Annotated in this window: 28 protein-coding genes; 17 read left to right on the forward strand and 11 right to left on the reverse strand. The window is 49.7% G+C overall.

Annotation, left to right across the window (positions count from 1 at the left end; translation table 11 throughout):
• Positions 1-133: 133 nt before the first annotated feature.
• Together MHI42_RS34155 and MHI42_RS34160 are read right to left on the reverse strand one after the other, a co-directional pair.
• Positions 134-1,126, reverse strand: a complete 993-nt coding sequence (locus MHI42_RS34155) for an anti sigma factor C-terminal domain-containing protein (protein WP_342422055.1) — start codon at positions 1,124-1,126, stop codon at positions 134-136.
• The gene (locus MHI42_RS34160) at positions 1,127-1,621 is read right to left on the reverse strand and encodes a sigma-70 family RNA polymerase sigma factor (protein WP_340986450.1); all 495 of its coding nucleotides are present in this window, start codon (positions 1,619-1,621) and stop codon (positions 1,127-1,129) included.
• A 164-nt stretch (positions 1,622-1,785) separates the two neighbouring features.
• On the opposite strand from MHI42_RS34160, the gene MHI42_RS34165 reads away from it, so the two are divergent.
• From MHI42_RS34165 to MHI42_RS34175, 3 genes are all read left to right on the forward strand, one after another.
• Positions 1,786-2,367, forward strand: a complete 582-nt coding sequence (locus MHI42_RS34165; protein WP_342422056.1) for a GNAT family protein — start codon at positions 1,786-1,788, stop codon at positions 2,365-2,367.
• Between the two features lie 147 nt (positions 2,368-2,514).
• Positions 2,515-3,075 carry a polymer-forming cytoskeletal protein gene (locus MHI42_RS34170; RefSeq protein ID WP_171716236.1) on the forward strand — a complete coding sequence of 187 codons (561 nt, stop codon included), beginning with the start codon at positions 2,515-2,517 and terminating at the stop codon, positions 3,073-3,075.
• 169 nt (positions 3,076-3,244) lie between these two features.
• A complete protein-coding gene (locus tag MHI42_RS34175; RefSeq protein WP_342422057.1) occupies positions 3,245-3,931 on the forward strand; it encodes a hypothetical protein in 687 nt (228 codons plus the stop codon).
• A gap of 245 nt (positions 3,932-4,176) precedes the next feature.
• Here MHI42_RS34175 and MHI42_RS34180 read toward each other — a convergent pair whose 3' ends face one another.
• From MHI42_RS34180 to MHI42_RS34190, 3 genes are read right to left on the reverse strand one after another with little or no spacing between them, the layout of a single operon-like run.
• Positions 4,177-6,048, reverse strand: coding sequence for an ABC transporter ATP-binding protein (locus tag MHI42_RS34180; protein WP_342422058.1), 1,872 nt, complete (start codon positions 6,046-6,048; stop codon positions 4,177-4,179).
• Entirely contained in the window at positions 6,038-7,885 is a 1,848-nt protein-coding gene (locus tag MHI42_RS34185; RefSeq protein ID WP_342422059.1) for an ABC transporter ATP-binding protein, read from the reverse strand. The genes MHI42_RS34180 and MHI42_RS34185 overlap by 11 nt, the downstream gene beginning before the upstream one ends.
• 17 nt (positions 7,886-7,902) lie before the next feature.
• Positions 7,903-9,015 (reverse strand): hypothetical protein, encoded by a 1,113-nt coding sequence (locus MHI42_RS34190; RefSeq protein WP_342422060.1) that lies wholly within the window; start codon positions 9,013-9,015, stop codon positions 7,903-7,905.
• 244 nt (positions 9,016-9,259) lie between these two features.
• Here MHI42_RS34190 and MHI42_RS34195 point away from each other — a divergent pair, with 244 nt between their 5' ends.
• Positions 9,260-10,525, forward strand: coding sequence for a DUF5050 domain-containing protein (locus tag MHI42_RS34195; protein ID WP_342422061.1), 1,266 nt, complete (start codon positions 9,260-9,262; stop codon positions 10,523-10,525).
• Positions 10,526-10,540: 15 nt separating this feature from the next.
• Positions 10,541-10,990 (forward strand): SRPBCC domain-containing protein, encoded by a 450-nt coding sequence (locus MHI42_RS34200; protein WP_340986459.1) that lies wholly within the window; start codon positions 10,541-10,543, stop codon positions 10,988-10,990.
• A 68-nt stretch (positions 10,991-11,058) separates the two neighbouring features.
• Here the strand turns inward: MHI42_RS34200 and MHI42_RS34205 are convergent, their stop codons facing one another.
• Positions 11,059-11,832, reverse strand: coding sequence for an AraC family transcriptional regulator (locus tag MHI42_RS34205; protein ID WP_042141316.1), 774 nt, complete (start codon positions 11,830-11,832; stop codon positions 11,059-11,061).
• A gap of 15 nt (positions 11,833-11,847) precedes the next feature.
• Positions 11,848-12,429, reverse strand: a complete 582-nt coding sequence (locus tag MHI42_RS34210; protein WP_340986460.1) for a LysE family transporter — start codon at positions 12,427-12,429, stop codon at positions 11,848-11,850.
• 161 nt (positions 12,430-12,590) lie between these two features.
• On the opposite strand from MHI42_RS34210, the gene MHI42_RS34215 reads away from it, so the two are divergent.
• The gene (locus tag MHI42_RS34215; protein WP_342422062.1) at positions 12,591-13,151 is read left to right on the forward strand and encodes a hypothetical protein; all 561 of its coding nucleotides are present in this window, start codon (positions 12,591-12,593) and stop codon (positions 13,149-13,151) included.
• A gap of 133 nt (positions 13,152-13,284) precedes the next feature.
• Here MHI42_RS34215 and MHI42_RS34220 read toward each other — a convergent pair whose 3' ends face one another.
• Complete coding sequence (locus MHI42_RS34220) at positions 13,285-14,163, reverse strand: stalk domain-containing protein (protein WP_076243264.1); 879 nt, start codon at positions 14,161-14,163, stop codon at positions 13,285-13,287.
• Positions 14,164-14,468: 305 nt separating this feature from the next.
• Between MHI42_RS34220 and MHI42_RS34225 the strand changes: the two genes are divergently transcribed.
• Positions 14,469-14,918, forward strand: coding sequence for an HIT family protein (locus tag MHI42_RS34225; RefSeq protein ID WP_342422063.1), 450 nt, complete (start codon positions 14,469-14,471; stop codon positions 14,916-14,918).
• Positions 14,919-15,000: 82 nt separating this feature from the next.
• On the opposite strand, the gene MHI42_RS34230 is transcribed toward MHI42_RS34225, so the two are convergent.
• Positions 15,001-15,585: a TetR/AcrR family transcriptional regulator gene (locus MHI42_RS34230; RefSeq protein ID WP_342422064.1), complete on the reverse strand. Its 585-nt coding sequence runs from the start codon at positions 15,583-15,585 to the stop codon at positions 15,001-15,003.
• Positions 15,586-15,745: 160 nt separating this feature from the next.
• Between MHI42_RS34230 and MHI42_RS34235 the strand changes: the two genes are divergently transcribed.
• The 4 genes from MHI42_RS34235 to MHI42_RS34250 all read left to right on the forward strand — a co-directional run bounded on the left by MHI42_RS34235 (position 15,746) and on the right by MHI42_RS34250 (position 19,453).
• Positions 15,746-16,486 carry an SDR family oxidoreductase gene (locus MHI42_RS34235; protein WP_342422065.1) on the forward strand — a complete coding sequence of 247 codons (741 nt, stop codon included), beginning with the start codon at positions 15,746-15,748 and terminating at the stop codon, positions 16,484-16,486.
• Between the two features lie 197 nt (positions 16,487-16,683).
• Positions 16,684-17,517: an AraC family transcriptional regulator gene (locus MHI42_RS34240; protein ID WP_342422066.1), complete on the forward strand. Its 834-nt coding sequence runs from the start codon at positions 16,684-16,686 to the stop codon at positions 17,515-17,517.
• A 103-nt stretch (positions 17,518-17,620) separates the two neighbouring features.
• Complete coding sequence (locus tag MHI42_RS34245; protein WP_342422067.1) at positions 17,621-18,829, forward strand: multidrug efflux MFS transporter; 1,209 nt, start codon at positions 17,621-17,623, stop codon at positions 18,827-18,829.
• Positions 18,830-18,856: 27 nt separating this feature from the next.
• The gene (locus MHI42_RS34250; RefSeq protein WP_342422068.1) at positions 18,857-19,453 is read left to right on the forward strand and encodes a hydrolase; all 597 of its coding nucleotides are present in this window, start codon (positions 18,857-18,859) and stop codon (positions 19,451-19,453) included.
• 75 nt (positions 19,454-19,528) lie between these two features.
• Here the strand turns inward: MHI42_RS34250 and MHI42_RS34255 are convergent, their stop codons facing one another.
• Positions 19,529-20,026: a hypothetical protein gene (locus MHI42_RS34255; RefSeq protein ID WP_342422069.1), complete on the reverse strand. Its 498-nt coding sequence runs from the start codon at positions 20,024-20,026 to the stop codon at positions 19,529-19,531.
• Between the two features lie 185 nt (positions 20,027-20,211).
• On the opposite strand from MHI42_RS34255, the gene MHI42_RS34260 reads away from it, so the two are divergent.
• Positions 20,212-21,171, forward strand: coding sequence for a LacI family DNA-binding transcriptional regulator (locus MHI42_RS34260; protein WP_342422070.1), 960 nt, complete (start codon positions 20,212-20,214; stop codon positions 21,169-21,171).
• A 17-nt stretch (positions 21,172-21,188) separates the two neighbouring features.
• Here MHI42_RS34260 and MHI42_RS34265 read toward each other — a convergent pair whose 3' ends face one another.
• Complete coding sequence (locus MHI42_RS34265) at positions 21,189-21,620, reverse strand: flavodoxin domain-containing protein (RefSeq protein ID WP_342422071.1); 432 nt, start codon at positions 21,618-21,620, stop codon at positions 21,189-21,191.
• Positions 21,621-21,777: 157 nt separating this feature from the next.
• On the opposite strand from MHI42_RS34265, the gene MHI42_RS34270 reads away from it, so the two are divergent.
• The 5 genes from MHI42_RS34270 (at position 21,778) to MHI42_RS34290 (ending at position 26,983) form a co-directional block, all read left to right on the forward strand.
• Positions 21,778-22,470, forward strand: coding sequence for a hypothetical protein (locus tag MHI42_RS34270; protein ID WP_342422072.1), 693 nt, complete (start codon positions 21,778-21,780; stop codon positions 22,468-22,470).
• Between the two features lie 32 nt (positions 22,471-22,502).
• A complete protein-coding gene (locus tag MHI42_RS34275) occupies positions 22,503-23,192 on the forward strand; it encodes a response regulator (RefSeq protein WP_342422073.1) in 690 nt (229 codons plus the stop codon).
• The gene (locus MHI42_RS34280; protein ID WP_342422074.1) at positions 23,189-24,193 is read left to right on the forward strand and encodes a sensor histidine kinase; all 1,005 of its coding nucleotides are present in this window, start codon (positions 23,189-23,191) and stop codon (positions 24,191-24,193) included. The genes MHI42_RS34275 and MHI42_RS34280 overlap by 4 nt, the downstream gene beginning before the upstream one ends.
• 100 nt (positions 24,194-24,293) lie before the next feature.
• Positions 24,294-25,049 carry an ABC transporter ATP-binding protein gene (locus MHI42_RS34285; protein WP_342422075.1) on the forward strand — a complete coding sequence of 252 codons (756 nt, stop codon included), beginning with the start codon at positions 24,294-24,296 and terminating at the stop codon, positions 25,047-25,049.
• Positions 25,046-26,983, forward strand: a complete 1,938-nt coding sequence (locus tag MHI42_RS34290) for an ABC transporter permease (protein WP_342422076.1) — start codon at positions 25,046-25,048, stop codon at positions 26,981-26,983. Before MHI42_RS34285 ends, MHI42_RS34290 begins: the two co-directional genes overlap by 4 nt.
• Positions 26,984-26,995 lie beyond the last annotated feature (12 nt).

The raw sequence follows: 26,995 nt of genomic DNA on the forward strand, positions 1-26,995 counted from the left end.
GCTGCCCATACTGCTGGGTTCCTTGCTTTATGGATTTGCAGTAATCTTTGGATAGATTGGCTTAATTATCTCAAGCTGTAGTGAAGAAGTCCAATTCAACCGTCCGGCTGGGAAGCTACCTTAGAATGACAGCTTAATTAGGAAGTGTAATGGAATCAGAGACCACTCCGAAGGTAGAGGCTTTGATATAAGCCTGATTCTGCAGAGCTTCCAGCTGTTTAGCGGTGCCGGTTACGACTACACCAATAATTGTGATATCATCCGGTTCCAGAATATTATTATCCCCGGCCAGGCTCTGATGAACCTGATCTGCTTCCCAGGTGAAGTTCTTGCCGTGCTTCCGCAGCTGTTCGACACTATTAATGAAGGAGTTTACACCGCCGTAGGGGGCAAACTGCTCTCCATGAAATCCGTAGATGATCATCGAATCAGCTGCGATGGTCTGGCGCGTTTCCTTCAGGTATTTTTTATAAGAGGGAGTATATGCATCCGTCCATAACCAGACAGGCTGCATCCCGGCAGGCAGAAGCTTCTGCGTCTTATCCAGCGTATAGGCCTGGTCAAAAGACAACGCCATCTCCACAAGTGTATCGTCTCCCAGCTGCTTCAGCTGGCTGATGCTGTCCTCATAGGAATCATAATCAATCTCCGGATGATAAAAGATCATTTCCCGGTCCCCGGTGGCAGAGTTGTAACGGTGTGTGGACGCTGCGCTCAGCTGTTCCGGGAGAGAAATCGCTCCGAATGCGCCATACCTGCCGGTCGAGTGGCCCAGCAGATTATAGGATTCCTCGATGGGCTGCCAGATATAAGGTTTATTTCCCAGCCATTTGTAAGTCTGATTGTAGGTTTCGCCTCCAAAGCTGTCTAATTTCACCGACTGGTTGCTGATGTGCACATTGGGTGCACTGATTTCATTTTTCCAGAGAATCTCAGATTGTACCTTGTCTCCCTGGTTCAGTCTCAAGTGGTAGAGGCCATACCAGATAACGGCGAGAATAACCGGGGTTACGATAACAATGATGCCAATGGTCTTCAGGGTGGAGCGGAGTCTGGCTTTTTTGATCATCTGCTGAGTCCCTTTCCCTCCGAATATAAACGGGTCCTGCTCATGATTCTGTTCCATTTAATAATCCTCCCCATAATGTTTGATGAATTGGTTTTTGGCGCGTGTAACATGAGTCTTGAGCGTGTTCTCATTCATACCGTACAGGGACGAGAGCTCCTTATAAGTAAGGTTCAGCTCATATTTGAGAATCAGCAGCTCCTGATGCTGCTCAGAGAGCATAGACAGCGTGTCGCGGATATTCTGTGCGGTTTCCCGCCTCAGCAGCTGGATCTCCGGCAGATGGGTTAAAGAAAGAAGCTGGATATCGTCAACATCGACCGCCGGATGGCGTTTGTCTTTTCGCTTGAGATCATAGAACTGATTGGTGGCGACACGGAACATCCAGCCCATGACTTGTTTCGGGCCGATACCATCCTGATAGATTAAGTATTTATAACAGGTGTCCTGAACGATATCTTCAGCATCCTCGCGGGCGAGTCCGCGTTTCCTCAAATACCGGTATAGCAAAGTTCCGGCTTGCTGCAGAAAGTGATGAATGGTTTCTTTGGCCATGTCCTGCCCCCTTCCCCTATACAACGCTAAGCTCCGTGAAAAGTTTACAGCAGCCGTTACATTCAGTATTCCTTAATTATAAATGTTCACTACCGGCAACAGCTTCAGCAGTTCAGTTAATATAATATCAGTATGTAAAATATTAGCGGCAACGGAGGAAATCTATGTATCAGGATAATGAATTGCAGATTCGGCCGATAGCTGAAGGGGATCTATTCAGACTGTGGGAGCTCTCACACAAAGAGGAAGCACCGGAGTGGAAGAAATGGGATGCACCTTACTACGAACACAAGCGGATTCCGTGGGAAGAGTATTATGGGAACAGAGCGGAGATTGTTGGATGCGGAAATAATTGGGTAATAGAAGTAGAGGGCGGGGTTATAGGCGATGTCAGTTACTATTGGGAACATGAGCCATCCCTTTGGCTGGAAATGGGTATTATCATCTATGATCCGGCATATTGGAGCAGTGGTTACGGGACAAAAGCTCTCAGACTGTGGATCGGTCATCTGTTCAATGCGTATCCGCTGGTCCGTGTAGGCTATACCACATGGTCCGGGAATGAGCGGATGATCAGGACCGGGGTGAAATTAGGCATGACGATGGAAGCGAGACTCCGGAAATGCCGTTACTACGATGGGCAGTTCTACGATTCTATTCGAATGGGGCTGCTTAGAGAGGAGTGGGAAGCTTTAGAATTGAAAGGATCAGCCGCTGGAGGTTCACGAACAAATTTAGACAAATAAGCATGAAATGCCTGCATTTTGCACGATGTGAAATAATCATAATGCTTGTTTGTGAAAAAAGACACAATATTGTGAAAACTATCACGTTGTTATCATAAAATTTTAATATATAATAAAGTTAATTAAAAGAAACAGGGGGAATTAAAAATGAAATTATTCAAAGTTCTAGTAGTAGCAGGGGTATCAGCAGCATTGTTGTCGGGTTGTGGATCGAATAATAATAACGCAGCTAATAATGCAGGTACAGCAGCAACAACAGCTCCAGCCACAGAGCAGACTGATGCAGTAACAACAGCTTCCATCGTTAACCAGGCAGATGCCTTCACTGCTGCTGTAAGCGAAAGCGGCAACTGGATTGTAGCCATCCTGAACGACCTGACCGTTGACAAAGATGTTGTTGTAGCCGGTGAATTCCATGATAAAGGCGATGCATCTGCAGCGATCTACCGTAAACTTGCCCTGTATGCACAGGATGCTGACCACAAGGTTACAGCTACCTACACACTGACAGCACCTAAAGTAACTGTACAGAGCGAGAACTTCCGCGTTCAAGGCGGTACAATCAAAGGCGACGTATATGTAGAAGCTAACGGATTCAACCTGTATAAGGATGCTACTATCGACGGTAACCTGTACTATGCAAGTGAAGATGTGAAGGCTACTGCTGTGATCGAAGGCAAAGTAACCGGAGCAAATGAAGTTAAATAATTCGAACCTAATATAGCAGTTACAATATTAGAATGGATTGCAAACAGCCTGTAGACAGGCCCTTTGGGGCTTGCTCTACGGGCTTTTTTGTATTCTGCGCTGAAATATTCTATAGTATTATGGAAGGTATTGTAAGCGCAAACACATGAGACAGGGGATGCAATTATTCATGAAGAATAGCCGGAGATTGGGAATGGCTGCCGGAGTGATTCTAGCTTCCGTAGCCGTACTCTATTTACTTTTGTATATGTATGAAAGACCAGGCGGGTGGTCTGACCAGCGGATGTCCCGCTCACTCGGAATGGACCAGACCCTCCAGATTCCACTTGGTAAAAGTCCGGAAGAAGCTGTCCGGCTGTTCCGCGGCTCTGACCCGATGACTGTAATTCATCAGGAGCCTGCAGCCAGAGGGGAGCTGGTATTTCTTACCCGGGCGGGGCAGCAAGGCAGCAGTAATCTTCAAGTAGAGTATGTCCGCAAAACCTGGCTCGGATGGAAGTGGGTATGGGGAGGCGGCTACGGAATGGGCGGAGGTCCGGAGAGCTCTGCGATAAATTATATGTGTTTTCCTGAACTGGAGCATATTTCGACTCCATTTCCCATGGTGATCGGAGATGTTCTGAACCCGTCCATTCAGCATATTACTGTCGAGCAGAAGGAGGCAGGAACGGATACATCCGAAGCGAAGCTGATTAAAGTCGGATCAGACCGGACGATTTGGTTCGCTTTTCAGCCGGTTACGGCGGGTGTCCCGTTTGAGATTGAAGGGTTTGATGAGGACGGGGAAGTGGCCGCTTCCAAAATCATAACAGACGCCAGAGACAGCGGGGCGATTCCGCTTGGTGCTTCAAAATAAGAGTGCAGGGGCTTCGCACAACCTTCAATGATGGAAGTGTTGTGCGAAATACAACAATTCCCTTGTAATATCAGCCCTAATCGCAAATTGTTGTACACAATGCAGCATTCCTCCGTGAACAAGCCGTTAATTTACAACATTTCTATTTGAGTCTGAAAAGAGACGAAGACTCCGGCAGCTGTGGTGACACGGACTTTCGGGGTCTTCGTCTGTAATTGTGATTTGTTTTCCCGGGAGAACTGATGTTATGCCGGTAATACTGAAGTAAGGGATTTCGCATAGGATGCGGATTCCAATTCTTCAGCCGGTGATGTTCTAAACTGTAAATGATACAGCTCCGCATAGAGCCCATCCTGTTCAATGAGCGCATCATGTGTGCCTTCTTCAACAATTCTCCCATGATCCAGAACAATGATCCGCGAAGCCTCCCTTACCGTTGAGAGCCTGTGGGCAATCACGAGGGTGGTCCGGTCTTTCATCAATAGGTCAAGCGATTGCTGAACCAGCCGTTCGGACTCGTTGTCGAGTGCTGAAGTAGCTTCATCCAGCAGCAGGAGCGGGGCATTACGCAGAAAAGCTCTGGCGATGGCGAGGCGCTGCCGTTGACCGCCTGATAAAGTAGAGCCGTGTTCACCAATCAGCGTGTCGTATCCTTCAGGCATCCGCATAATAAATTCATCTGCACCTGCCAGGCGGGCAGCTTCCCGGATTTCTTCATCGCTGGCATGTTCATCGCTGAACGCGAGATTATCCCGGATGCTGCCGGAGAACAGGTAAGGATTCTGCGGCACATAGGAGATCCTCCGGCGCGCCGCCTCCAGGTGATCATGCACACTATAACCGCACACGGTAATACTGCCGGCCTCCGGTTCATAGAGTCCGCAGCACAACCGTACAAGTGTCGTCTTGCCCGAGCCGCTGGGGCCCACAACGGCAACCGTCTCGCCATACTTCAGCTCAAGGTGGATCCCGCTCAGACAGGTTCCCTCCCTGGACTGGGGTCCCGCGAAGCTGTAGTGCAGCCCCTGTATGCTTAGTGCAGCAGCTTCCGCCAAGGCGGTTGCTTCAGCGGCGGCTACCGCAGCGGATACGGTAGCAATATCCTGTCCATCGTCAGATGCTGCCCCTTCCCGGGGAGCATCAAGAATCTCAAATACACGGTCAGCCGCCCCTAGTGATTCCTGTACCCCGCCCCAAGTCTGCGACATGTGGACGAATGGCCACTGAACACGTCCCATCAGGATGATGAAGGCAAGCACTTCCCCTGCCGAAGTCTCCCCACGGAGCGCTGACCGGGCAATTAGTACCGCACAGCTGATCATTACTGCATTGTTGATGAAGGCTGAAGAATGCCAGAGCAGTGCGTTTAACAGAGTTTTTTGCTTCTGCAGCCGGTTCAACTGCTCGCGTTCAGCTGCATACCTGCCCAGCAGCGTATTCTCCAGTGAAAATGAACGGATAACCTTCATCCCCTGGAGGGTCTCCTGCAGGATTCCCCGCAGCAAGGCTTCCTGGGCATAGATTTCCGTGAACAGCTTACGCAGTCTGCGGTCAAAGAAACGGCCGGACAGAAAGACAACGGGGCCCGTTCCAAGTGCAAGGAGTGCAAGCCAGACATCCATGCTGGCCAAATACAGAAATGCAACCAGGCAGAGCAGAAGATTATAACCCAGATCGTAGACCAGACTGCTAATCATCCCCATGGCCGCTCCGGCATCCTTGGTATTCCGGGAGGTCAGATCCCCGGAGTGCATGGCTTCCAGCTGGCGGAAAGGCAGCCGGTGGCTGGCGTTAAACAGCTTCGCCCGGAAATCCCAGGCCATCCGGCTGTGCACGGTGAAGCGGAAGTAATGCTGCAGCATAAGACAGAGAATAATCAGGAAGCAGGCCAGTGAACAAATTAAGGTTATCCGTGTCAGTGACTGCATGTTCGTGTTGTTGATCGTATCAATGAAAACCTGCTGAATTGTAGCAAATCCGATATCCAGTGCAAGCCTGGCCATTAGCAGCACTATTGCTGCCAGAAAGCCGAGCCGGTATGGCTTGACATAAGGAAGCAGCCGCTGGAGGGCTTCCCCGAGCCGGATTCGGCCGGATGATGATGATTTAGTATTCATTTTGCAGTCCTCCTCCGGCAGCAGCCTCTGTCTGAACGCCCGCTTGGGCCATTGCGTGATATTTACCTTGCAGCGCCATCAGCTCCATATGGGTCCCTTGTTCAACAATTGCTCCGGCCTCCATGAAGTAGATATGATCAGCGTACTTAATAGTTGAGAGCCGGTGGGCGACTACGACCGTTGTCCGGTTCGTCATCAGGGCCTTCAATGCCTGCTGGACAATCTCTTCATTATGGCTGTCAAGGGCAGCAGTAGGTTCATCAAGCAGCAGCAGCCCCGGTTCACGGACGAAGGCGCGAGCAATCGACAGACGCTGGCGTTCACCTCCAGATAAGGTAAGCCCTCGCTCACCGATGAGAGTACTGTACTCCTGCGGCATCCGCATAATGAACTCGTGGATACCTGCATTCTGTGCGGCAGCTATCACCTCTTCCCGGGAGGCTTCCGGCCGTCCCCAGGCAATATTCTCGTATAGAGTTCCGGAGAACAGATAAGGCTCCTGGGATACATAGGCGATACGGCTGCGCCAGCTGCGCGGAGGAATCGTATGTAGGGGCGTGCTGCCGTGATAAATGCTTCCTCCGTCAGGTACATAAGCTGCAAGCATTAGCTGAAGAATCGTACTCTTGCCGCTCCCGCTGGCACCAGCGAAAGCGGTAACCTTACCGGGCTCAATCCGCAGCTGAGTTTCAGTTAATACCTTCGTTTGTCCGTACCCGAAGCTGACATTGTTGAATATGATCGGTTGCTGTCCGGCAACGGGCAGATTAACGGTATCCCATGCTTCAGCCAGTTGCCCTGCGGTACCGGGATTAGCAGGGCTGTTGCCTTCTTCGGTTAAATCCATGATTTCAAATAAACGCTTCCCCTGTGCCAGCGAAGCCTGCAGTTCTGTCCACAGGTTGGCGAGCCGCGATACCGGATTCGAAATTTGTTCAAAGCAAATGAGAAAAGCAGCAACGGCGCCTACATCAATCCGCCCTCCAATTACAAGATAGCCGCCATAGGAGAGTACATACAGTAATCCGCCCAGAATAACGGCCAGCGGCATATTGTAACCTATAGCCTCTATCCGTGAGACGGGCACGTGTACGGTGTTGAATTGCCGGGCTCTGCCTGTGAACTGCCCGAGCAGACGGGGAGCAAGGGAGAAGGCACGCACCACCTCAGCGCCCTGCATCGAATCCTGGATGAATGCCTGCTGGGCGCTCTCAATGCTCTGACGCTGCTCATTCATGGTGCGGAGACGTGAGGTGAAGGGGAGCATAACCAGCGGAACCAGTGCACAGATGATGATTGTCCCCAGTGTCAGAGCAAATTGCAGAGACAGCAGATAAGTGAGCAGAAAAATGATTTGCAGCAGATTGCTGATCAGTTCAATCGTCTTCCGGTTTATTCCCTGCTGTGCGGCTGGAGCCGAGTCATTCATCCGGCTGATTAGATCGGCGGAATGATAGCGGTCCAGATCCTTCATCCGGACATTCAGCATTCTTGTCAGCATGGACATCTGGAGTTTCGAGGTAGATTTGATCTCAAGCAGACCTGAGAGATATGTATTCAGAAAGTGGACTCCGGCATCCGTAACTACGATGACAGCAGCAAAGGTCATTCCGGCTGTCAGACCGGAGGTGTTGTGGTTGGTGGCCGCATTGATAATCCGCCGCAGGGACTCAGCCAAACCTACAGTTGTGAGTGAGCTGACCGCTGCCAGAACACACAGAATGATATACCAGCCTGTATAAGGTTTGCCTAGCTGCAGCAAACGTATAAATGTACTCTGGGCAGCGGCGGGCGGTTCATCCAGCGGCGTTGCCACGGTATTCGTGATCCTGTTCAAGTGAACCCCTCCAGTTATCAACTCATGAATTGATCTTTGTCCAGCATAACTTTAGCCATCAAGGCCAGCAGATTGCGCAAAGTATCGGTTCTAAGCACGTAATACAGCCGGTGATCCACCCGCTCGACATCGAGCAGATCCAGAAAGAACAGGAAGTTGGAATGATACTTCACAGCAGCCGGTGTAATGCCTAGCGCTGCAGCAATCTCTTGGCCGTAATGCGGACGCTGCTTGAGTAACAGCAGGAAATCCAGCCGCCGTTTATCCGATAAGGCTTTGAGAAACAGTTCGGTTTTCTCCCGGTCAGCGGCGGGGCCGTGCACCCGTTCATTATTAATGCCGAAGATGACCCAGCCGACCTTCCCGGCATCGGTGTGGAAATTGTAAAAGCCATTTGCCACCTGGAAAACAAAGCTGACATGGAAGGTGACGGGGAAGTCAAACAGCGAAGGTTCATTATTGTGGATTTCACGAATGAAAACCTCAGGGTTGCTGCGGAATTGAGCCTCATACCTGCGGGAAGCCTGCTCAGAAAGCTCACGGATCCGGTCTTTCCAGTGAATGAAGACATCCTGATTGAATTGACGCAATAGCTGCAGGTAGCGCAGCTTGGTCTCTTGCGGATTAGCGAGACATTCAAGCAGCGGCGCATGGGCTTCAGCAACCTCGGGCTGCGGTTTTGTTGCAGTCACCAGTTCAGAGAGCTTCTTCAGATCCTTCTTGACCAGCTCCCAGTCGTTGCCCTGGAGTAGCGCTTCCAGGTTATCGTTGTAGACGCCGTAGACCATCTCTGCAACGATATGCTCCGCAGGGCTGTTATCCAGCCGGTTAATCAACGCCTCTGCAGTTAGCACTTCCCGATGAGTGAAGATGGATTCATACAACGGGAAATCAAGTGCATTATGAAGCAAGTCATAACGGAAAAAAAACAGCAGCTCACGGGTAAAGAAGGGGGATAACCGCTTGCGCGCATCATCAAGATAGGCTCCAAGCAGCTCATCTGCTTCGATTTTATAATCATCTGCCAAATCTGAGATCTGGTCCTCACAAGCAAGCATTCCCATGGAAATCACAAGTTCGACTGCTTCATTGTAAGCAAAGCGGATATTCTTCAGTAATGTCTCCTGCAAAGAATGGTTCATCATGTCCTCCAGTTAATTATTTTGAATACTGAATGTTAACTTACATACAACAACATTCAGTGAATACTTAATGTTAAAATAAACCATATACAAGAAATTGTAAAGTGAAGATTGTGTGCGGAAGCTGATCTTCAGGATGGTGATCCTTTGATATTATGGAAGAATGAAGAAGAAGGGTGTAGAATACATAGGAGTTGTTTGTTCAGAAATTGAGTTCAAAGAGGTGTGTTCATTGAGAAAATGGTTCGTTATTGCCCCTCTGCTGCTGAGTTTAACGGGGGCGGGGACAGGCTTCGCAGCTTCGGCGGATCAGCCGGGGGTTACGGTTACAGTCAATGGGAAGCTGGTGAATTTTGATGTGCAGCCAGTGAATGATCAGGGTACGGTATATGTTCCCCTCCGCTTCGTGGCGGATGAGCTGGGCGGGATGATTGTTCCGGGGAATAATAAAGCAATCATAATCTCCAAAGGAACCATTACGCTGAGTCTAACGGCGGGCTCGACCGCAGCCTATAAGAATCAGCAGCCGTTCACGCTGGCCGCGGCTCCGAGACTGGTGAATGGAAGAATGCTGGTGCCGCTCCGGGTGCTTTCTGAGGTTTTTGATGCAACGGTCACCTATGCCAACGGGCAGGTAGCAATCAAGCAGGAAGAATCCGTACAACCCGTCGGTCCTGGTATAACCGGGAATTCGGTGGGCAATCTGAACAATGGAGGCTTGTACGCTACAGACAATGAATGGGTATATTTCAATAATCCGCAAGACTCGGGGAGGCTCTATAAACAGAAGAAGGAGGGTACTGAACTTCAGAAGCTCAGCGATGACGAATATGCGGCTTATATTAATCTTGTAGACGGAAAGCTGTATTATACGGGCGACAACAACAAGCTGTTCAGCATGAATACGGACGGCTCGGACCGGACGATGCTTAGAGATTTTGCCATCGGGAAGAACCTGGTGACGGTTGCTGATGATTGGATCTACTTCACGCAGGGAAACTCTTCGATGAACAAGCCGCTCTACCGGATGAAGACCGACGGCAGCTCCAGAACGGTGCTTGAACAGTACGGGGTATCCAGCCTGGCGGTGTATGGCGGAAAGATCTACTATACGATTGACTTCAGTAAGCTGTTTGTTATGGATCTGAACGGCAGCCACAAAAAGAAGCTGCTGGATGGCGGATACATCACTAATATAGTGATGAAAGACGATATTATGTACTTCAATTTCAAAGAGAATTTATATACTATGAACTTGGATGGAAGCGGATTAACCCGAATTTCCGGTCTGAATGGCAAAGAGATTAATCTGAGCGGAAACTATCTGTACTTCAGCAATTACTCAGAGTACAGCAAGAAGCTGTACCGGCTCAATCTAACCGATTATACCAGTGAGAAGCTGAGTGATGACAAGACTTTATATATCCACATCGTGGATAATAAACTGTATTATTTGAATGCCTTAACAAACCGTTTTGTAGAACTAGACATCGAATAGGGAGGGATGATTACAATGGCTATGGCCGTAAATGCACCTGATCTTTCATCCAGGCCGTATAACCTGAGTGTGGAACGCCTGTTGTCAGCCTCACCAGAAGACCTGTACAAGGCTTGGACAAAGCAGTTTGACCGCTGGTTTGCAGCGCCGGGAACGGTGTCCATGGAGGGAAGCGTGAATACTCCGTTCTTCTTCGAGGCACGTCATGAAGGCCAGCGTTATCCGCATTACGGGCGATTCCTGAGTCTGGAGCAGGACCGCCTGGTGGAAATGACCTGGGTTACCGGTGCAGGAGGGACGAAGGGGGCGGAAACCGTGGTACGGGTTGAATTAGAGACTCGGGGTACTGATACCCTGCTTCGCTTGACGCATGCCGGTTTCCCGGATGAGGAGTCCAGGGACCAGCATGAGCAGGCGTGGCCGATGGTGCTGGAGCAGCTTGAGAAGGTGCTGGCGGCAGAGTAACAGAGCGGATTCCGTAACATAAGAAGTGCACAAGGGTACAGTGCTATGCGGGCGCAGAAGAATATGGATTAAGCCAGCTGGGACATGTATTCATAGGCTGTAAGGCCAAAGACACTTTTGAAATGCCGGTTCAGGTGAGTCAGGTCTGTGAAGCCGCATTCCGCTACTGCGAAATAGACATCTTTGGTCTTTTCGATCGATTGTCTCGCATGCTCAACCTTGCAGTTCAGGAAGAATTGGTAAGGGGAGATGCCTGTATGTGATTTGAACTCGCGGATGAACTGGTATTTGGACAGGCCTAACTCCTGTGAGATGTGATCAAGCTTAAGTACTTGGCCGAGGCTGTAGTACATCATTTCCTTGGCCTGCTGAACAAAGGCACTATCGGTCCGCATGGCGGCTTCGATTTCGGTGTGGGCGGCCAGATGGGCCAGCTGAAGCAGCAGTTCACTGCAAAGTGCGCTGTCAGCGCCATTCTGGACCGCTTGATTCAAGGAACAGATAGATTGCGCCAGCTCCTTGTCATAGACGATAGGCGAGGTGAACCGCAGTTCCTGCTTGCCCAGAATCTCTGCAAACATGGCCGGCTTGATATAGAGCATGACATAATCAATACCTTCTCTATCATAGGAATTGCCGTCGTGATACTGTTCGGGGTTAAACAACATGACACCGCCCGGATGGGAGGAGTGCAGGCTGCCGGCCAGATGGTATTGCTGGATTCCGCGCAGTGTTACGCCCAGGGCATATTCTTCGTGACAATGCTTTTTGTAAGTGAAATCCGTCATGCTGGCCGATAAGGCGAGAATCTCTGCAGACTTTCTATAATTGAATTGTTCCACCTTAATCACCGTCCTCTATAAAATTCCGGATACCATTACAGCAGAGTATACTAGAAAAAGTGCCATGATACTATTCATCACCCGCTGATGCCGCTGCAGAAAGCTCTTGAATATGGAGCCGAATACGACCCAGGTAGTGAATGCGAGAAAACCTATTACAGTAATTACCATAACGAAGATGAAGGCTGCTGCGGGTGAACTATAATAAGGCATAACGTAACCCGGGATAACGGTCAGCGTGAACAGCAGCACCTTCGGATTGGCGAATTGCGTCACCAGACCGGAGACAAATCCGGAGGATTGCCGGGGATTCTCCTCTGTACGGCCCATAGTGTAGACCTGGTAAGCCAGGTAGAGCATGTACAGGCTGCCGATGATCTGCATAACGCCGAGAATATGCGGGATGATGTCCGCAAGCATGCGGTTCAGCAGGGCGGAGGCGGCAAGCAGCAGTCCAAACGCCAGTGTGGCTCCGCCGACGTATCCCATTGTTTTTCTGGCCCCGTGATGCTGCACGGAAGATAGAATCACTATATTGGTAGGGCCGGGTGTGAAGGTTACCACAATACAATAGATGATAAAAGAAACGATATTCATGATGACCTCCAGGTGAAGTAGTCACATGAATATACACCCGGCAGGGAAATGGCTATAGTACATTATTGCAGCTGCCCGCGCGAGAGGCATTGTAGTCCGGAACTCCGGTATATTAGTCAGAGCAAACTTGGCGGCTTGCGTTAAAGAGGGGGAGAACACGGATGACTTTATTTTATTATATTGCCGCTGACCGTGAGCTTCCTGCCGGCTCCTTCGGACAGCGGGGGACCATGATGAAGCTCAAGGATTACTTGATGCAGAATGATCCTGCTGCCCTGGACAAATTTCCAGTGAAGGGTATGAGGGAGAGCGGTACGCTGGAAGGGAAAATGATTGAGGTCTTTGAGACGGCGGAGGATGCTGCCGGTCTGTATGTTTCCGGACCGCTGACACAGGAGGATTCGTCGCATCTGTTCAAGAAACCTCTGGTTTATCAGGTGAATCCTGAAGGGGGAAGCTTCCAAATGATCTCCGAAATGGCTGAACCCTATCCCGGTGCTGCTGTAACAGGCAGGAAATGCGTTGCGGAGTTATTCCGTTATCTGCAGGATAACCTGCTTCCTGGTGAGCAATTCGAGCTGTATTCCTGCTTTGCAGATGATACAGGACGATTCGGGGAGCTGCCCCGCAAGGAGCTTAACCGGCAGATCAGCCTCTCCGGGTTCCAGGCGGAGCCGGATTTCGAATGGAAGAATCGCCAGTTCATCGTTGTCAGCGAATAAGAGCGAGCTATTTAGACATTCATTTGGTGCGGCATCCTTCCAAACTTTTGAGAAGTATCTATTTCTTTTGGATATATCCAAAAAAGGTGTGCAAGCCATCATGGGCCCGCACACCTTCCATTCATTTGGAAGTTTAGATATTGACTGCTACAAGATAATAAGTGTTCGTTTCTTTATCCATATCAAATTCAAAAAAGACACTGAATGAAGATATGAAGAAGCCGGGTAATTCTACTTTGTAGCACAATGTAGTAGAGGTTGAATATTTTTCAGACCAGGTTGTGTCTAATTTCACATCACTAAGTGTGGCACTTTTTAAAATACCCGCATATTTCGTAATAACTCCACTATCATTCAATTTTACTACCCCGGAAATCGATTTAGCTGCATTGTCCTTCGATGTTTTTTTGTAGCCCATGTCGTAGTCATTTAAATCGTCAATCACATATTTATCGATTAAAGCATTATAGCTTGAGTTGGATCCGGAAGTTAAGGCATTTCCGTAAGCTTGGATAAAAGCTAATGCTACCGATTTGTTATTTTCGCCTACTGCAGTGAGATCATGATTATAAGGCAGGGTGAGCAGTCCACTTGGAAGGCTGCTTGACTGAGAGGCAGGGGCGGTAGCTGCTGGAGCAGTTGTTACTGGTACGTTAGTGACTGGTGTAGTCGTAGCTGATGATGAATCATTATAAGGTTCTCCGGCGCTGGCACTTCCTGTAGTTGTAATGGCAACGGTTTTAGTACCGGCATTCCAAAGAACGGATGCATTCATTGCTTCACCGACTGCCTTGGCGGGAAGGTAGGTTGAACCATTGTATACTAGAGGAGAGAGTTTATTTCCACTAGCATCTTTAGGAGTCCACGAAACGCCATTCACAGTAAACTTAATAGTACTATTAAGGTAAGCTTGTACTAACGAAACCCCGTCTGCAGCGTAAACCCCTACAGCCCCGCATAACAATCCGGTAGCCAAAATGGAAGAGATAAATACTTTTTTTGTAATATTCATACTAAATAATTCCTCCTACTCACTATATGATATTTGACCTATGTATTAAAATCTCAATAATATATTTATTTTCCTTTCTAAGGAATTTATATTACTTTAATATTATCGACATCTGTAATGTTATTATTTAGGGGCATTTCATAAATAATTATTGCTATATAGAGTCAACTTAAGAATCTGACTTGTTGCATGGACTAAACCCGGCTCAGGAAGAAGTGTCTATCGGCTGGCCATCATTTTTAAGTTCAGCTTACACAAGTGGTGATAATGGACAGTTTTACTTATCTAATGGGAGGTTTCACAATATGGAAGAATGTTTGATTTGCAGCCGCATTAATATGATCAAAGAAGGCACAAATAAGTACTTTGTAGCCGAGCTCGAGACAGGGTGTGTGGTGCTTGGAGACCATCAATATTTCGAAGGCTACACTTTATTTCTGGGTAAGGAACATAAACGCGAACTGCATGAACTGGGCAGCGGCTACAAACAGAAATTTCTGGTCGAAATGAGCATCGCAGCAGAAGCGGTGTATAAGGCATTCAAGCCGCACAAATTAAATTATGAGCTGCTGGGAAACGGCGATTCGCATATGCACTGGCATATTTTCCCGAGACAGCTAACGGAACCGAATCCGGCACATCCCGTCTGGTGGACACCCAGAGAAACGATGTACGCAGACAGCTGCAAACCAAGTGAGGAAAGGCTGGCAGAACTGAAACAGGCATTATTGACTGAACTGAATAAGTTAGTCTAATTCAGCGTACATATTGATTAACCCGGAGGCCCTGGTCCCCGGCTGCGAATCCCGCATCTTTCCCAAGTGGAAGGAGGCGGGATTATTGGTGTCCCCTATACATTGTGTTACCCTCAAACAAGCTCCGCACCTGCTGCGCCATCTCTTCGGGGGGATGCGGCATCCGTTTCTGAATCCACCACTCCACTGTGCCCACGAAGGAGGAGGCCATGAAATGGGCAATCAGCTGTTCATCCATCCCTTCAGGAACAGATTTCTCCATCTCCAGCTTACGAATTACATTCGCCGAGACAATCTCCAGCAGGCGTTCACGGAAGATTGTGGTTCTCTGGTTGGCAAGCATAGCGGAGAAGAACAGGAAGTTCTGTTCGAAATAGAGAAATACCGGCTTCATTTCACTGATGAGTCCAACATCTCCGTCCGGAGTGCGGGTCATATTGCAGGATAGGAACATTTTGCCCAGGTGGTCCTCAATGCATCTGTTGAGCAGGTCATATTTGTCGGTGTAGTGCAGATAGACGGTTCCCCGGTTTACATTCGCCCGTTCCGCGATATCGTTGATCGTGATTTGTTCCAGCTCCTTCTCCCCAAAAAGCTCCAGAAAGGCTCTGTTAATCGCCTCTCTTGTTCTCAGAATCCGTCTGTCTGTCTTGATTCCGGTACCCATGATGATGAACCTCCTTCAGTTAATGAACACATAGCCTGCACTTGTTGCATATAGGACATTTCCGCTTACATTAGCGATTGAATTGCCATCTCTTCTCTATATAATAATAATCAACACTAGTTAGATAATCAACACAAGTTGAATAAAGGAGAGGTCAGAATTGGAAAAGAAACAATCCAAAGTAATCATCATTACGGGAGCTTCAAGCGGAATAGGTGAAGCTGCAGCCCGGCTGCTGGCTCAGAAAGGCGCAAAGCTAGTCCTGGCAGCCAGAAGAACAGACCGTCTGCAGGTACTCGCCAGAGAGATTGTCCAGGAAGGTGGCGATGCGGTGTATCTGCAGACCGATGTAACTTCTGCGGAGGAGATGGAGAGGCTGGCAGGGTTTGCCCTCCAGCAATACGGGCGGATTGATGTACTGGTGAACAACGCCGGGGTAATGCCCGCATCCATGCTCCAGGAGCTGAAGGTACAAGAATGGAATCAGATGATTGATGTCAATATCAAAGGCGTGCTGTATGGCATTGCTGCGGTCCTGCCGGTCATGAGGGAGCAGCAGTCAGGACATATCATCAACCTGTCCTCGGTTGCGGGTTATAACGTGAGTCCTTCATCTGCAGTCTACAGCGCGACCAAATATGCTGTCCGGGCCATCTCTGAAGGGCTGCGCCAGGAAGAATCAGCCGCCTCCCATATCCGTTCGACCATTATCTCGCCGGGGATGACGGACACAGAGCTGACCCACACGATCAGCAGTCCGGAGATCAGGGCGATAGCGGGCCAGATGAACAGCATGGCTATATCGCCTTACAGTATTGCCAGAGCGATTGCTTACGCGATTGATGAACCTGAGGATACCAGCGTGAATGAGATTGTGATCAGACCAACGATCCTGTCATAAGGCTGTGCTGAACCATCAGTAGAAGCCGGTCAGCGGGGGAATGATACTAGCAGCGCAGCTCCTGTCAGCGGGAGGCGCTGCTTTTTGCTATACAACATACAAGGGGAGTACTATAAAGGAATTATTGCGAGTGAAGCGAATGGTTTGAGGGTAGCCATTACTTTCAATACATCTTGTACGGACATACGGAGGGAAACGTGAACATCAACAATCTTTTTTTCCATATCCATTACTGTAACTTCAGAAGATTCAAGGATACCCGGAAATATTCAACCCGAATCGCCCGTACTCTCGAGCATCATGAGCTGATCCTGGTCATTGGGGGACAAGGCAGTGTGACGGTGGATCATAAGAAACATCAGTTCAAGGCAGGGATGCTGTTCTATATCCGGCCCGGTGTATTTCATTCGATGGAGTTTGATCTTGAGGACCCGCTCTGCTTCCTGGCTGTACATTTCAGTTATGCGCAGGTGAATCTGATGGAGGGAAGGTGGACTCTGGGAGAAGAGCCGGAGATGTTCCCGCTGCACACTGCACAGGACTTGAAGGATTATTATCAGATTGAAGAGATCTTCAGTAAACTGGTGGAAGGCTGGAGTGCCAAGCTGCCGGGTTATGAATTTACCGCGAAGACAGCACTGCAGCAGCTGCTGATAGCGATTTACCAGAACAACAAGCGGCATGACCAGAATTTCTCCACCTCCCTGAAGGTTGAAAAGGTCATCGGGTATATGCAGGAGCATATCAGCACCAGAGTCACCTTGCCGGAATTGGCCGGCCTGGTACAGCTGTCACCTGCGTATTTGTCCAGGGCGTTCAAGGAGATTACCGGCTATTCGCCTATAGAGTTCTTCAGCAGAATCAAAATGGATAAGGCCAAGGAGCTGATCCTCGAAGGCAGCGGCAAAAAAGTGAAAGAGATCGCCGGGGAGCTCGGGTACGCGGATGAATTCTACTTCAGCCGGATATTCAAACGGATTGAAGGCATCAGCCCTTCCGAATTCTACAGCAAAAATGTCCATGTAGTTTAAAATAATGCATGGTGTGGAGCCGTTCCGGCTGATAATATGAGGATGTTATTGTGAAGTGCGCATACACAATAGTGGATTCATAACAGAAGGAAGGCTTGTTGTCATGCCGGTATGGAAAAGAAATCTGATCGTATGCTGGTTCGGCATGTTCGTGACAGGTGTGGGAATGAGCCAGCTTGCGCCGGTCCTTCCGCTCTATATTCAGCAGCTGGGAGTAGATAATGCAGACTCTGTTGCACAGCTGTCAGGGTTAGCCTTTGGCATCACCTATATCATATCTGCCATCTTCTCACCCATCTGGGGAATGGCTGCCGACAAGGTAGGGCGCAAGCCGATGCTGCTGCGGGCGAGTCTCGGGATGGCGCTGATTATCGGGTGTATGGGGTTTGCGCAACATGTATATGTCTTAATCGGCCTGCGTCTATTACAGGGGGCTGTCACTGGTTACGGCACCGCCTGTACGACACTCATTGCCACGCAGACGGATAAGGAACATGCAGGATATGCGCTGGGCACCTTGTCCACGGCGAATATCGCCGGTTCCCTGCTGGGACCGACCATCGGCGGCTTTATTGCCGAGAATCTGGGTGTGCAGAATACGTTTTTTGTGACCGGTATTCTGATGCTGATTGCCTTTGCCTTGACGCTGGGCTTCGTGAAAGAATCGTTCACCCGTGAGCATAAAAAGACGCTGCGCATGAAGGAAATATGGGGCAGTGTCCCGCAGAAAAGCCTAACGATTACCTTGTTCGTAACCTTCTTCATCTTATCGGTGGCCCTATACTCGATAGAGCCGATCATGACGGTCTATGTAACCCAGCTATCCCGGACGGCCAGTCATGTGGCGCTGATCGCCGGACTTACCTTCTCGGCTTCCGGGCTGGCCAATATTATGGCTGCGCCAAGACTCGGCAGGCTGTCGGACCGGATCGGTGCGCATAAGGTAATCCTGTTCGCCCTGATTGCGGCCGGACTGATTTTTATCCCGCAGGCTTTTGTCCGGAGTCCCTGGGAGCTGATGGGTCTGCGTTTCCTGCTGGGCCTGGCGGCCGGCGGACTGGTGCCTTCGGTATCCATTATGGTCAAAAAGATCACCCCTGCGGCGCTGACCGGGAGAGTGTTCGGCCTCAATATGTCGGCAGGTTATCTGGGTGTGTTCGGCGGTTCCGTGCTGGGCGGACAAGTGGCTGCGGCATTCGGCATGCGGTATGTATTTATAGTTACAAGCGGCTTGCTGCTGATTAATGCTGCCCTGGTGTACTTCAAAGTCTACCGGAAGCTGAATGCAATCAGTCTGGCAGCAGCAGAATAAAATCGTAGAATAACAGGAGGGAAGAACATGGAAGACTTACATGAAACGGCGGTACTAACCCTTGAAGCAGCCAAGGCGGCATTAGTGGTGATCGACCTGCAGAACGGCATCGCGGGAGGAGGCCGTCAGGCTGCTCCTTATACGGCTGCTCAGGTAATAGGGAATGCGGCGAAGCTGGTGGATGCTTTTACGCAGAAAGGGGCATTTGTGGTGCTGGTCAAGGTATCTACGCTCGACGGCAAGGATATGGTCAGACCTGTGACCGATTCCGTTTCGGCAGCGGCGGGTTATCCTGAAGGCTGGGACCATATTGTACCCGCTATTGCAGAATTCAAGAATACGTACACAATTACGAAACGGCAATGGGGGGCCTTCTTCGGGACGGATCTTGACCTGCAGCTGCGCCGCCGCGGAATTCAGACCATAGTGCTCTGCGGCATCTCCACCAGCATTGGCGTGGATACTACAGCCAGAGAAGCCTATCAGCACGGCTATCAGCAAGTGTTCGCAGAGGACGCGATGACAGCAAGCACCAAGGAAGAACATGATTATGTCTGCAGCACGATCTTCCCGCGAATAGGCCGGGTACGGACCAGTGAAGAAATTGCAGCAGGTTTGAACTAAGCACAGGATACCGCTTCAACATTGAGCCGGGCTAGGCAGTATTCAGGATGAACTCTTGGGCTGCCTGCCCGGCTCTTAGCTATTCCGGCCGGTTTCCAGCATAAGGGATGTCAGCTCACAGGATTTCGCCAGCAGATCACCGGCTTCAAGCGGGCTGGAGCAGCCGGAAAGAGGGTGTTCAATGATTCGTAGCCACTCCTGCATATGGGTTTCGTCTGCCATCAGCGGAATGTCGAAATCAAACGGCCGGGAAGCTGCGGAGGTGTCATCCAAATAGCGCATGGCCCTTTCTTCAGGCAGGAGCAGAATGAATTTCAAGGTAATTGTGTATTCAAGCATCAGGCGCAGTATACAATAAGCCTCATGGCAGAAGCCTGAATTCAGCAGCAGGCGTTCTGCCAGCAATGACGTATGGAATTTGGTCATCAGCTCAAGCGAAACAAGAGACCCTATCGTCTGCGGAAAAGGGTGCTCGATCAGCTGCGCACCCATGAATCCGGCCAGAGCCTCATACGTATCCCATAAGTCCCGGTGGTGATTCTTAGGATCAGCCCCGGCATCCTCGTTGTACATCTTCTACTCACCTCTTTTACAATACTTAGCCCTGATTTCGCCCTATTACAGAACCACTGTAATCTATGAAACGCCTTCCATGTCAAATGCTTTATTTGTGGTCTGAATGTAACGCATTCCGGCGGTTTGAGGTAAGATTAAGAGAAGTACAGGCTGTATGCAGCAAGCATGGGAAGGTGGAATTTATGGCGAATATCAAAGATATCGCGAAGCTGGCCGGTGTCTCGGTTACAACCGTATCCCGAGTTCTTAACGGTCATCCTTATGTAAGCACAGCGAAGCGGGAAGCCGTTCTGCGGGCCATGGAGACGGCCGATTATGAACGTAATATAAATGCAGTACATCTAAGCAGGGGCAGGACGAATCTGATTGGGGTGGTCGTTCCCTATATCACGCGGCCGTATTTCGGGATGCTCGTTGAAGGAATAGCGGATGAGGCTATCAAGGATAATTACAAGCTGGTGCTGATTCAGTCCAACTATGAAGCGGAGCGGGAGCTGGATGCACTGATGATGCTGAAGCTGAAGCAGATTGATGCGCTGATTATCTGTTCGCGGACGTGCAGCTGGGAGACGGTGGAGGAGTATACGCAGTACGGCCCTATTATTGTGTTGGAGGACGGCAGGGGACATCAGGTTTCTTCTATATTTATGGATCATTATCAGAGCTTCACCCGTGCGCTTACCTATCTGAGAAGCAAAGGCCATCACAAAATCGGCTATTGCCTGGCCAGGCAGTCCAGTCCCAACAGCAATTTAAGGGAGGCGGCCTACCGGGACTTCTATATGAACCGGCATGAAGCCTATAACCATGACTATATGTTCTACGATTGTGTGCAGCTGGAAGACGGGGAATGGATTATGCAGCGGATTCTGAAGATGGACGACCCTCCAACTGCACTGCTGGTTACCAGTGATCAGGTGGCGGCGGGAATTCTGGCCTTTTGCCGGGAGAATGGGATTGAGGTTCCGGGACAGCTTGCCATTGTAGGGTTCGACAATCAGCCGATCGCCCGGATGATGCATATCACGACCTTCGAGATTCCGCTGGTGGAGATCGGCCGGAGGGCTTTCCTGCAGGCGGTGGACGGAGGCCGGGCCCATGAAGAGATTCATTTGAACATGATTGAGCGGCAGACAGTATGAGTGAGGGACATAGCGGGTTATTTGAAATGTTCTGAAAAAGTGCGGATTCTCTCCACGAAAATTCCTTTGAGCTGATCCGCATCCTTTGCGGGAGCGGCATAGGCTTTATATCCGCCAAAAGACTCAATACAGAGAGAGGCCTGCCTTAGATCCTCAGGAATATTTTCTGTGATAATCTCTTCGGTTTTCTTGGGCTTCTCATTGCAGATATAGTAGCCCATCTGCTTGTCCAGCAGGGCGGGTTTGTTTTTTTTGATGAAATCCCGGACTGGCTTGTAGAGCTTACCGTCGCGTACACCCGCGCCCAGAATGATGTGGTCATACTTCTCAATGTCCGGCTTCTCTGACTCCAGATTGCATAACGTGCTCCCGGGAATATATTCTGCCAGCAGGAACGCGCATTGCTCTGAAGCTCCAGATTTGGTAGCGTATAAGATTAGTGATGCCATTCATGAGCCCTCCCGGTTCGAAAAAATATCTTCGAATTCAATTATCTTGATCATCAAGATATATTTCATATTCTAAGACTTGCCCAAGCCTTTGTCAATTCATCAATGTGAAGTATAATTATCCAATAATTACAATTTCCGGCGGGGAGTAATGAGGATGAAGAGGCTTAAAATGATGACAGGTGTTCTGGTGGTCATATGTGCTGCGGGTGTGCTGGCAGGCTGCAAGAATGAGGGGAATACCGTTAATAATGCTGCTGGTGTGACTGCTGATATTACTGCGGTTACTGCAGCGGGGAATACAACGGGTAAAGCAACAGATGATTTTACAAATAATACCGCGGGAGAAGCTGCCGGTCATACAGTTGCCCTGACGCAGGACATGAGAGGTTTCTATACAGGGTTCACCGGATTGCCCGGGGATTATACAATGATGGATGCCGCAGCCCGCGGATATGTGGTTAAGCACAATTTAGAGGTGGTTGCAGGCAGGGCAGTATGGGACCAGTTTGTTGCAGCGTCTGCGCAAGGGTTGAATACGGGGGTTCGGCTAGCCACTTTTCATGATAATGAAGAGGGCATTTCTTCTTCTTATTCTGACTTATTCCTTCAGGATGGCAAATATTATATATTTGAGAGTGCTGATGAGACCGGTGAACCAACACCCTTTTCTTATTTATTAACCTTGAGGGGCAAATCCGGAAATCCTTCAAGAGATACAACAGTTACTCTACTAACCAATGACAATAAGTTAACCTTCGACAAGTATATGACAGCGCTGTACTCCAGTAACACTGAGGTTATCAAAAGTGTTTTGCCGAATCAGCTTATCAGTTTCCAATTGGATTAATGAATAGCACTACTGCAGAAGGAGAGTCTCTATTGTTCAAAATTATGCTTATTGAAGACGACATCACCCTGTTCGGGGAGATCAAGGAAAGACTGTCCCAGTGGTCGTATGAGGTATACGGGATCACGAATTTCGGCAAGGTTCTGCAGGAATTTACGGAGGTGAAGCCGGATCTGGTGGTGATTGATATTCAGCTGCCGCAGTTCGACGGATTCCACTGGTGCCGGATTCTGCGGGCTCACTCCAATGTGCCGATTATCTTCCTCTCCTCCCGCGATCATCCGAGTGATATGGTCATGTCCATGCAGCTGGGAGCGGATGACTTCATCCAGAAGCCGTTTCACTTCGAAGTGCTGATTGCCAAAATCCAGGCCACGCTCCGCCGGGTCTACAATTATAGCACCGAACGCACTGAGCTGAAGACCTGGCGCGGGGCAGCGATTGAATTCGTGAAGAATACGGTCACTAACAATCAGGGAGCAGCTCTGCTGACAAAGAATGAGATGCTGATCCTAAAAATATTAGTGGAGCGCAAGGACAGCATCGTTGACCGTGAAGAGATGATTAAGAGCTTATGGGACAATGAGCATTTCGTGAGTGACAATACCCTGACCGTAAATGTAAACCGGCTGCGCAAAAAGCTGGAACCGCTGGGGCTTGAAGCCTTCATTGAAACGAAAGTTGGGCAGGGGTATATGGCGACCGAAGAGGCGGCAGAATGATAAGGAAATACATAACCGAGAAGCGGAGCTGGCTGCTGCTCCTTGCCGTCCTGCAGCTCATCATTATATTCGTGGCTTATGTTGATGCGGCTATCCCGTTGCTGCCGGTACTGTACATTGTGCTGCTGAATGTGCTGCTATGTCTCGCGTTCGTATTCCTGAGATACGCCAAAGAAACCAGATTCTACAGGAGCCTGGAAGCCTGGGATCAGATCTATGACCTTCATGCTGTAATTGAGCCCGGCAATCCGCTGGAGCGGATCGTCCATGAGGCCGTTACCGCCCAGACAAACAGGTACAAACGCGAATCCTCCATGAACTACCAGCTGCTGGAGTCTGAGAAGGACGAGCTGCTGTCCTGGATTCATGAGGTCAAAACACCGCTCACCGCCATGCAGCTGATGATTGAGCGGCTGCCGGATGAAACCCTGCAAAGACAGCTCATGTACGAATGGCTGCGGATTCATCATCTGCTCGACCAGCAGCTTCATCAGAAACGGATTCCTTTTATGCGCAATGATCTGTTCATTGAGAATATCAGTCTGGAGCCGGTTCTTAATAAGGAAATCCGGGCGCTGAAATCATGGTGTATCTCCAAGGGAATCGGTTTTGATGTGGAGCTTGAGGTGGAAGAGGTGCTGACTGACGGCAAATGGCTGGCCTTCATGCTCAGACAGCTGCTCACGAATGCTGTGAAATACAGCGAAGTCTCCGATATCCTCATCAGGAGCGGTGAAAAGGACGGTCATACCGTGCTTACCATCGAAGACAGCGGCCAGGGCATTGATCCCAGGGATCTTCCGCGGATCTATGACAAAGGCTTCACGTCATCGCGTGGGCGCCAGGATGGTGCAGCCACCGGAATGGGACTCTATCTGACCCGGCAGGTGGCAGAGCCGCTGCTGATCAGCATTCATGCGGCATCCGTACCCGGAGAAGGGAGTATATTTACGCTTACTTTTCCCCGGGAGAACGACTTTCAGAGAATTACAGGCGTGTGACAATAATGTCACATGCTTCTTCACATTGTTCGGCGATGCGCAGGAAAATAAACCGGAGCCCGCTTATGATTGAGTTATAGAAAAGGAGTGGGTGAACAAAATGATTATCATGCAGGCTAACAAAATCTATAAAACCTATGGCAATAAATTTAACAAGCAGGAGGTCTTGAAGGGGATCGATCTTCAGGTGAATAAAGGGGAGTTCGTGGGAATCATGGGTCCTTCCGGTTCCGGTAAAACGACTCTGCTGAATGTCCTGTCCTCCATCGACCGGGTGAGCCAGGGGACCATTGAAATAGAGGGCGAGGAATTCACGGGAATGAAGGAGAAACAGCTGGCGGAATTCCGCAAGCAACATCTCGGATTTATTTTTCAGGATTATAATCTGCTGGATACGCTGACTGTTAAAGAAAATGTGCTGCTGCCGCTCTCAATCACCGGGATCCCGAAGAAGGAGGCTCACCAGAAGTTCGAGCAGGTGGCGGGCGAACTGGGAATAAATGAGCTGAAGGACAAATATCCGGACGAAATCTCGGGCGGGCAGAAGCAGCGTACCTCGGCGGCACGGGCGTTTGTGCATGATCCGAGTATTATTTTTGCTGATGAGCCTACAGGGGCTCTGGATTCCAAGTCGGCTTCCGATCTGCTGAACAAGCTCGCCGATATGAACCAGAAACGCCAGGCCACTATTGTCATGGTCACCCATGATGCCGTTGCCGCGAGCTATTGCAGCCGGGTAGTATTCATCCGTGACGGGCAAATCTACACACAGCTGAACAAAGGCGATGAATCGCGGCAGTCCTTCTTCAACGATATTATCAATACCCAGGGCGTGCTTGGCGGTGCTGCGCAATGAGTCTGAACTATATTATCTTCCGTAATTTGAAGAAGAATATCAAAAACTATTATCTGTATGTCTTCGCTCTTGTGTTCAGTGTTGCCCTCTATTTCTCATTCGTGACGCTGCAATTCGATCCGGCTATGGATGCCGTCAGCGGTTCAATCAAAGGCGGTGCAGCCATTGGCGCTTCCTCCATACTGCTGATTGCCATTGTCGCGATCTTCCTGCTGTATGCCAATACGATCTTCATCAAGCGGCGCAGCAAGGAGATCGGGCTGTTCCAGCTGATCGGGCTGACGAAGGGGAAGATCTTCCGGCTGCTGAGTGCGGAGAACCTGATTCTGTATTTCGGGTCTATGATTCTTGGCATGGGTGCGGGCTTTGTGATGTCACGGCTGATTCTGATGATCCTGTACAAAATTCTTGCCGTAGAAGCCCAGGCGAAGCTCCGCTTCTCTCCGGAGGCGCTTGTGCGGACGATTCTGGTCTTTGCTGCCGTGTACGTGCTGATTATGATCATGAACTACACCTTCATCAAAGCGCAAAGCATCCTGTCCCTCTTCAAGGCGACATCCACCACCCAGCAGCGTATCCGTAAAATGCCGGTGTGGGAGATTATTCTCGGACTGCTCGGCATCGGATTCATTGCTGGCGGTTATTATGTATCCACACAGCTGTTCAGCGGCAAATTCGTCACTATGACTGGTCTGATGGCCGCCATGATTGTCATCCTCGCTCTGGTGATTGCCGGCACTTATCTGTTCTATAAGGGCTCAGTCAGCTTCATATTTAATACGATCCGCAATAGCAAAAAAGGCTACTTATCCATCAACGAGGTCTTATCCCTCTCGTCCATTATGTTCCGGATGAAGTCGAATTCGCTGCTGCTGACAATCATCACGGCGGTCTCTGCGCTTGCCATCGGTTTGCTGTCCCTCAGCTATATTTCGTACTATTCGGCGGAGGCCACAGCCAAGCAGAGCTCCCCGGATGATTTCGGCTTCGCCAGAGCGGCCGTGAAGGAGCGGTTTGTCCAGGCCCTGGATGAGCAGCACATTAAGTACACAGAGATTGAAATGCACCTGCTTCAGATCGAAGTGGACGCACAGCATATCATGAGCAAAAATAATTTCGACAATCCCGATGACCGCATCCTCAGCACCTCTGTTGTCAGCGACAGCAGTGTGGAAGGTATCGACGTATTACCCGGGGAAGTCCGGATTATGGGTTATGACAGCACGCTGGACAAATTCATGGGCCTTGATCCCGGAGAAGTCGGGCTAATAACTGCTAACGGCAGCATTAAGCAGCAGTTAATCAGCTTATCTGCGGATGCGATCCTTCCCTACTATTATAGCGGCGGCGCCGGTGTGTTTGTAGTCGATGAAACTGTGTATCAGGAATTGGCTAAATCGCTGGACCCGAAGCTGCAGATGAAGAAAGAAGCGGATAACTATTACGGTATTGAACTGCTTGACCGCACGCAGAGAGAAGCAGCATATCAAATCTATGTGGACCAGCAGCCGGCAGCACCAAGCTTCGCCCAATATGAATTTGAATTGAACCAGCGTACGAATATGGGGCTCATTATGTTCATCGTCGGTTTCCTGGGTTTGACCTTCCTCATCACCTCCGGCTGCATTCTCTACTTCAAGCAGATGGATGAAGGCGAGGAGGAGAAGGGCGGATACACGATTCTGCGCAAGCTGGGCTTCACTCAGGGAGACCTGCTGCGCGGTATCCAGTTCAAACAGCTGTTCAATTTCGGCATTCCGCTGGTCATCGGCCTGTGCCACAGCTACTTCGCGGTGAAGTCCGGATGGTTCTTCTTCGGCACCGAAATGCTTACTCCGATGTTCGTGGTAATGGCGGTTTACACTGTGCTGTATTCGATCTTCGGACTGCTCTCCGTACTGTATTACAAGCGTGTGATCCGGGAATCACTATAAGTCATCACCCGA

Source organism: Paenibacillus sp. FSL E2-0178 (genome assembly GCF_038593005.1).
Lineage (GTDB): Bacteria > Bacillota > Bacilli > Paenibacillales > Paenibacillaceae > Paenibacillus_AQ > Paenibacillus_AQ phytohabitans.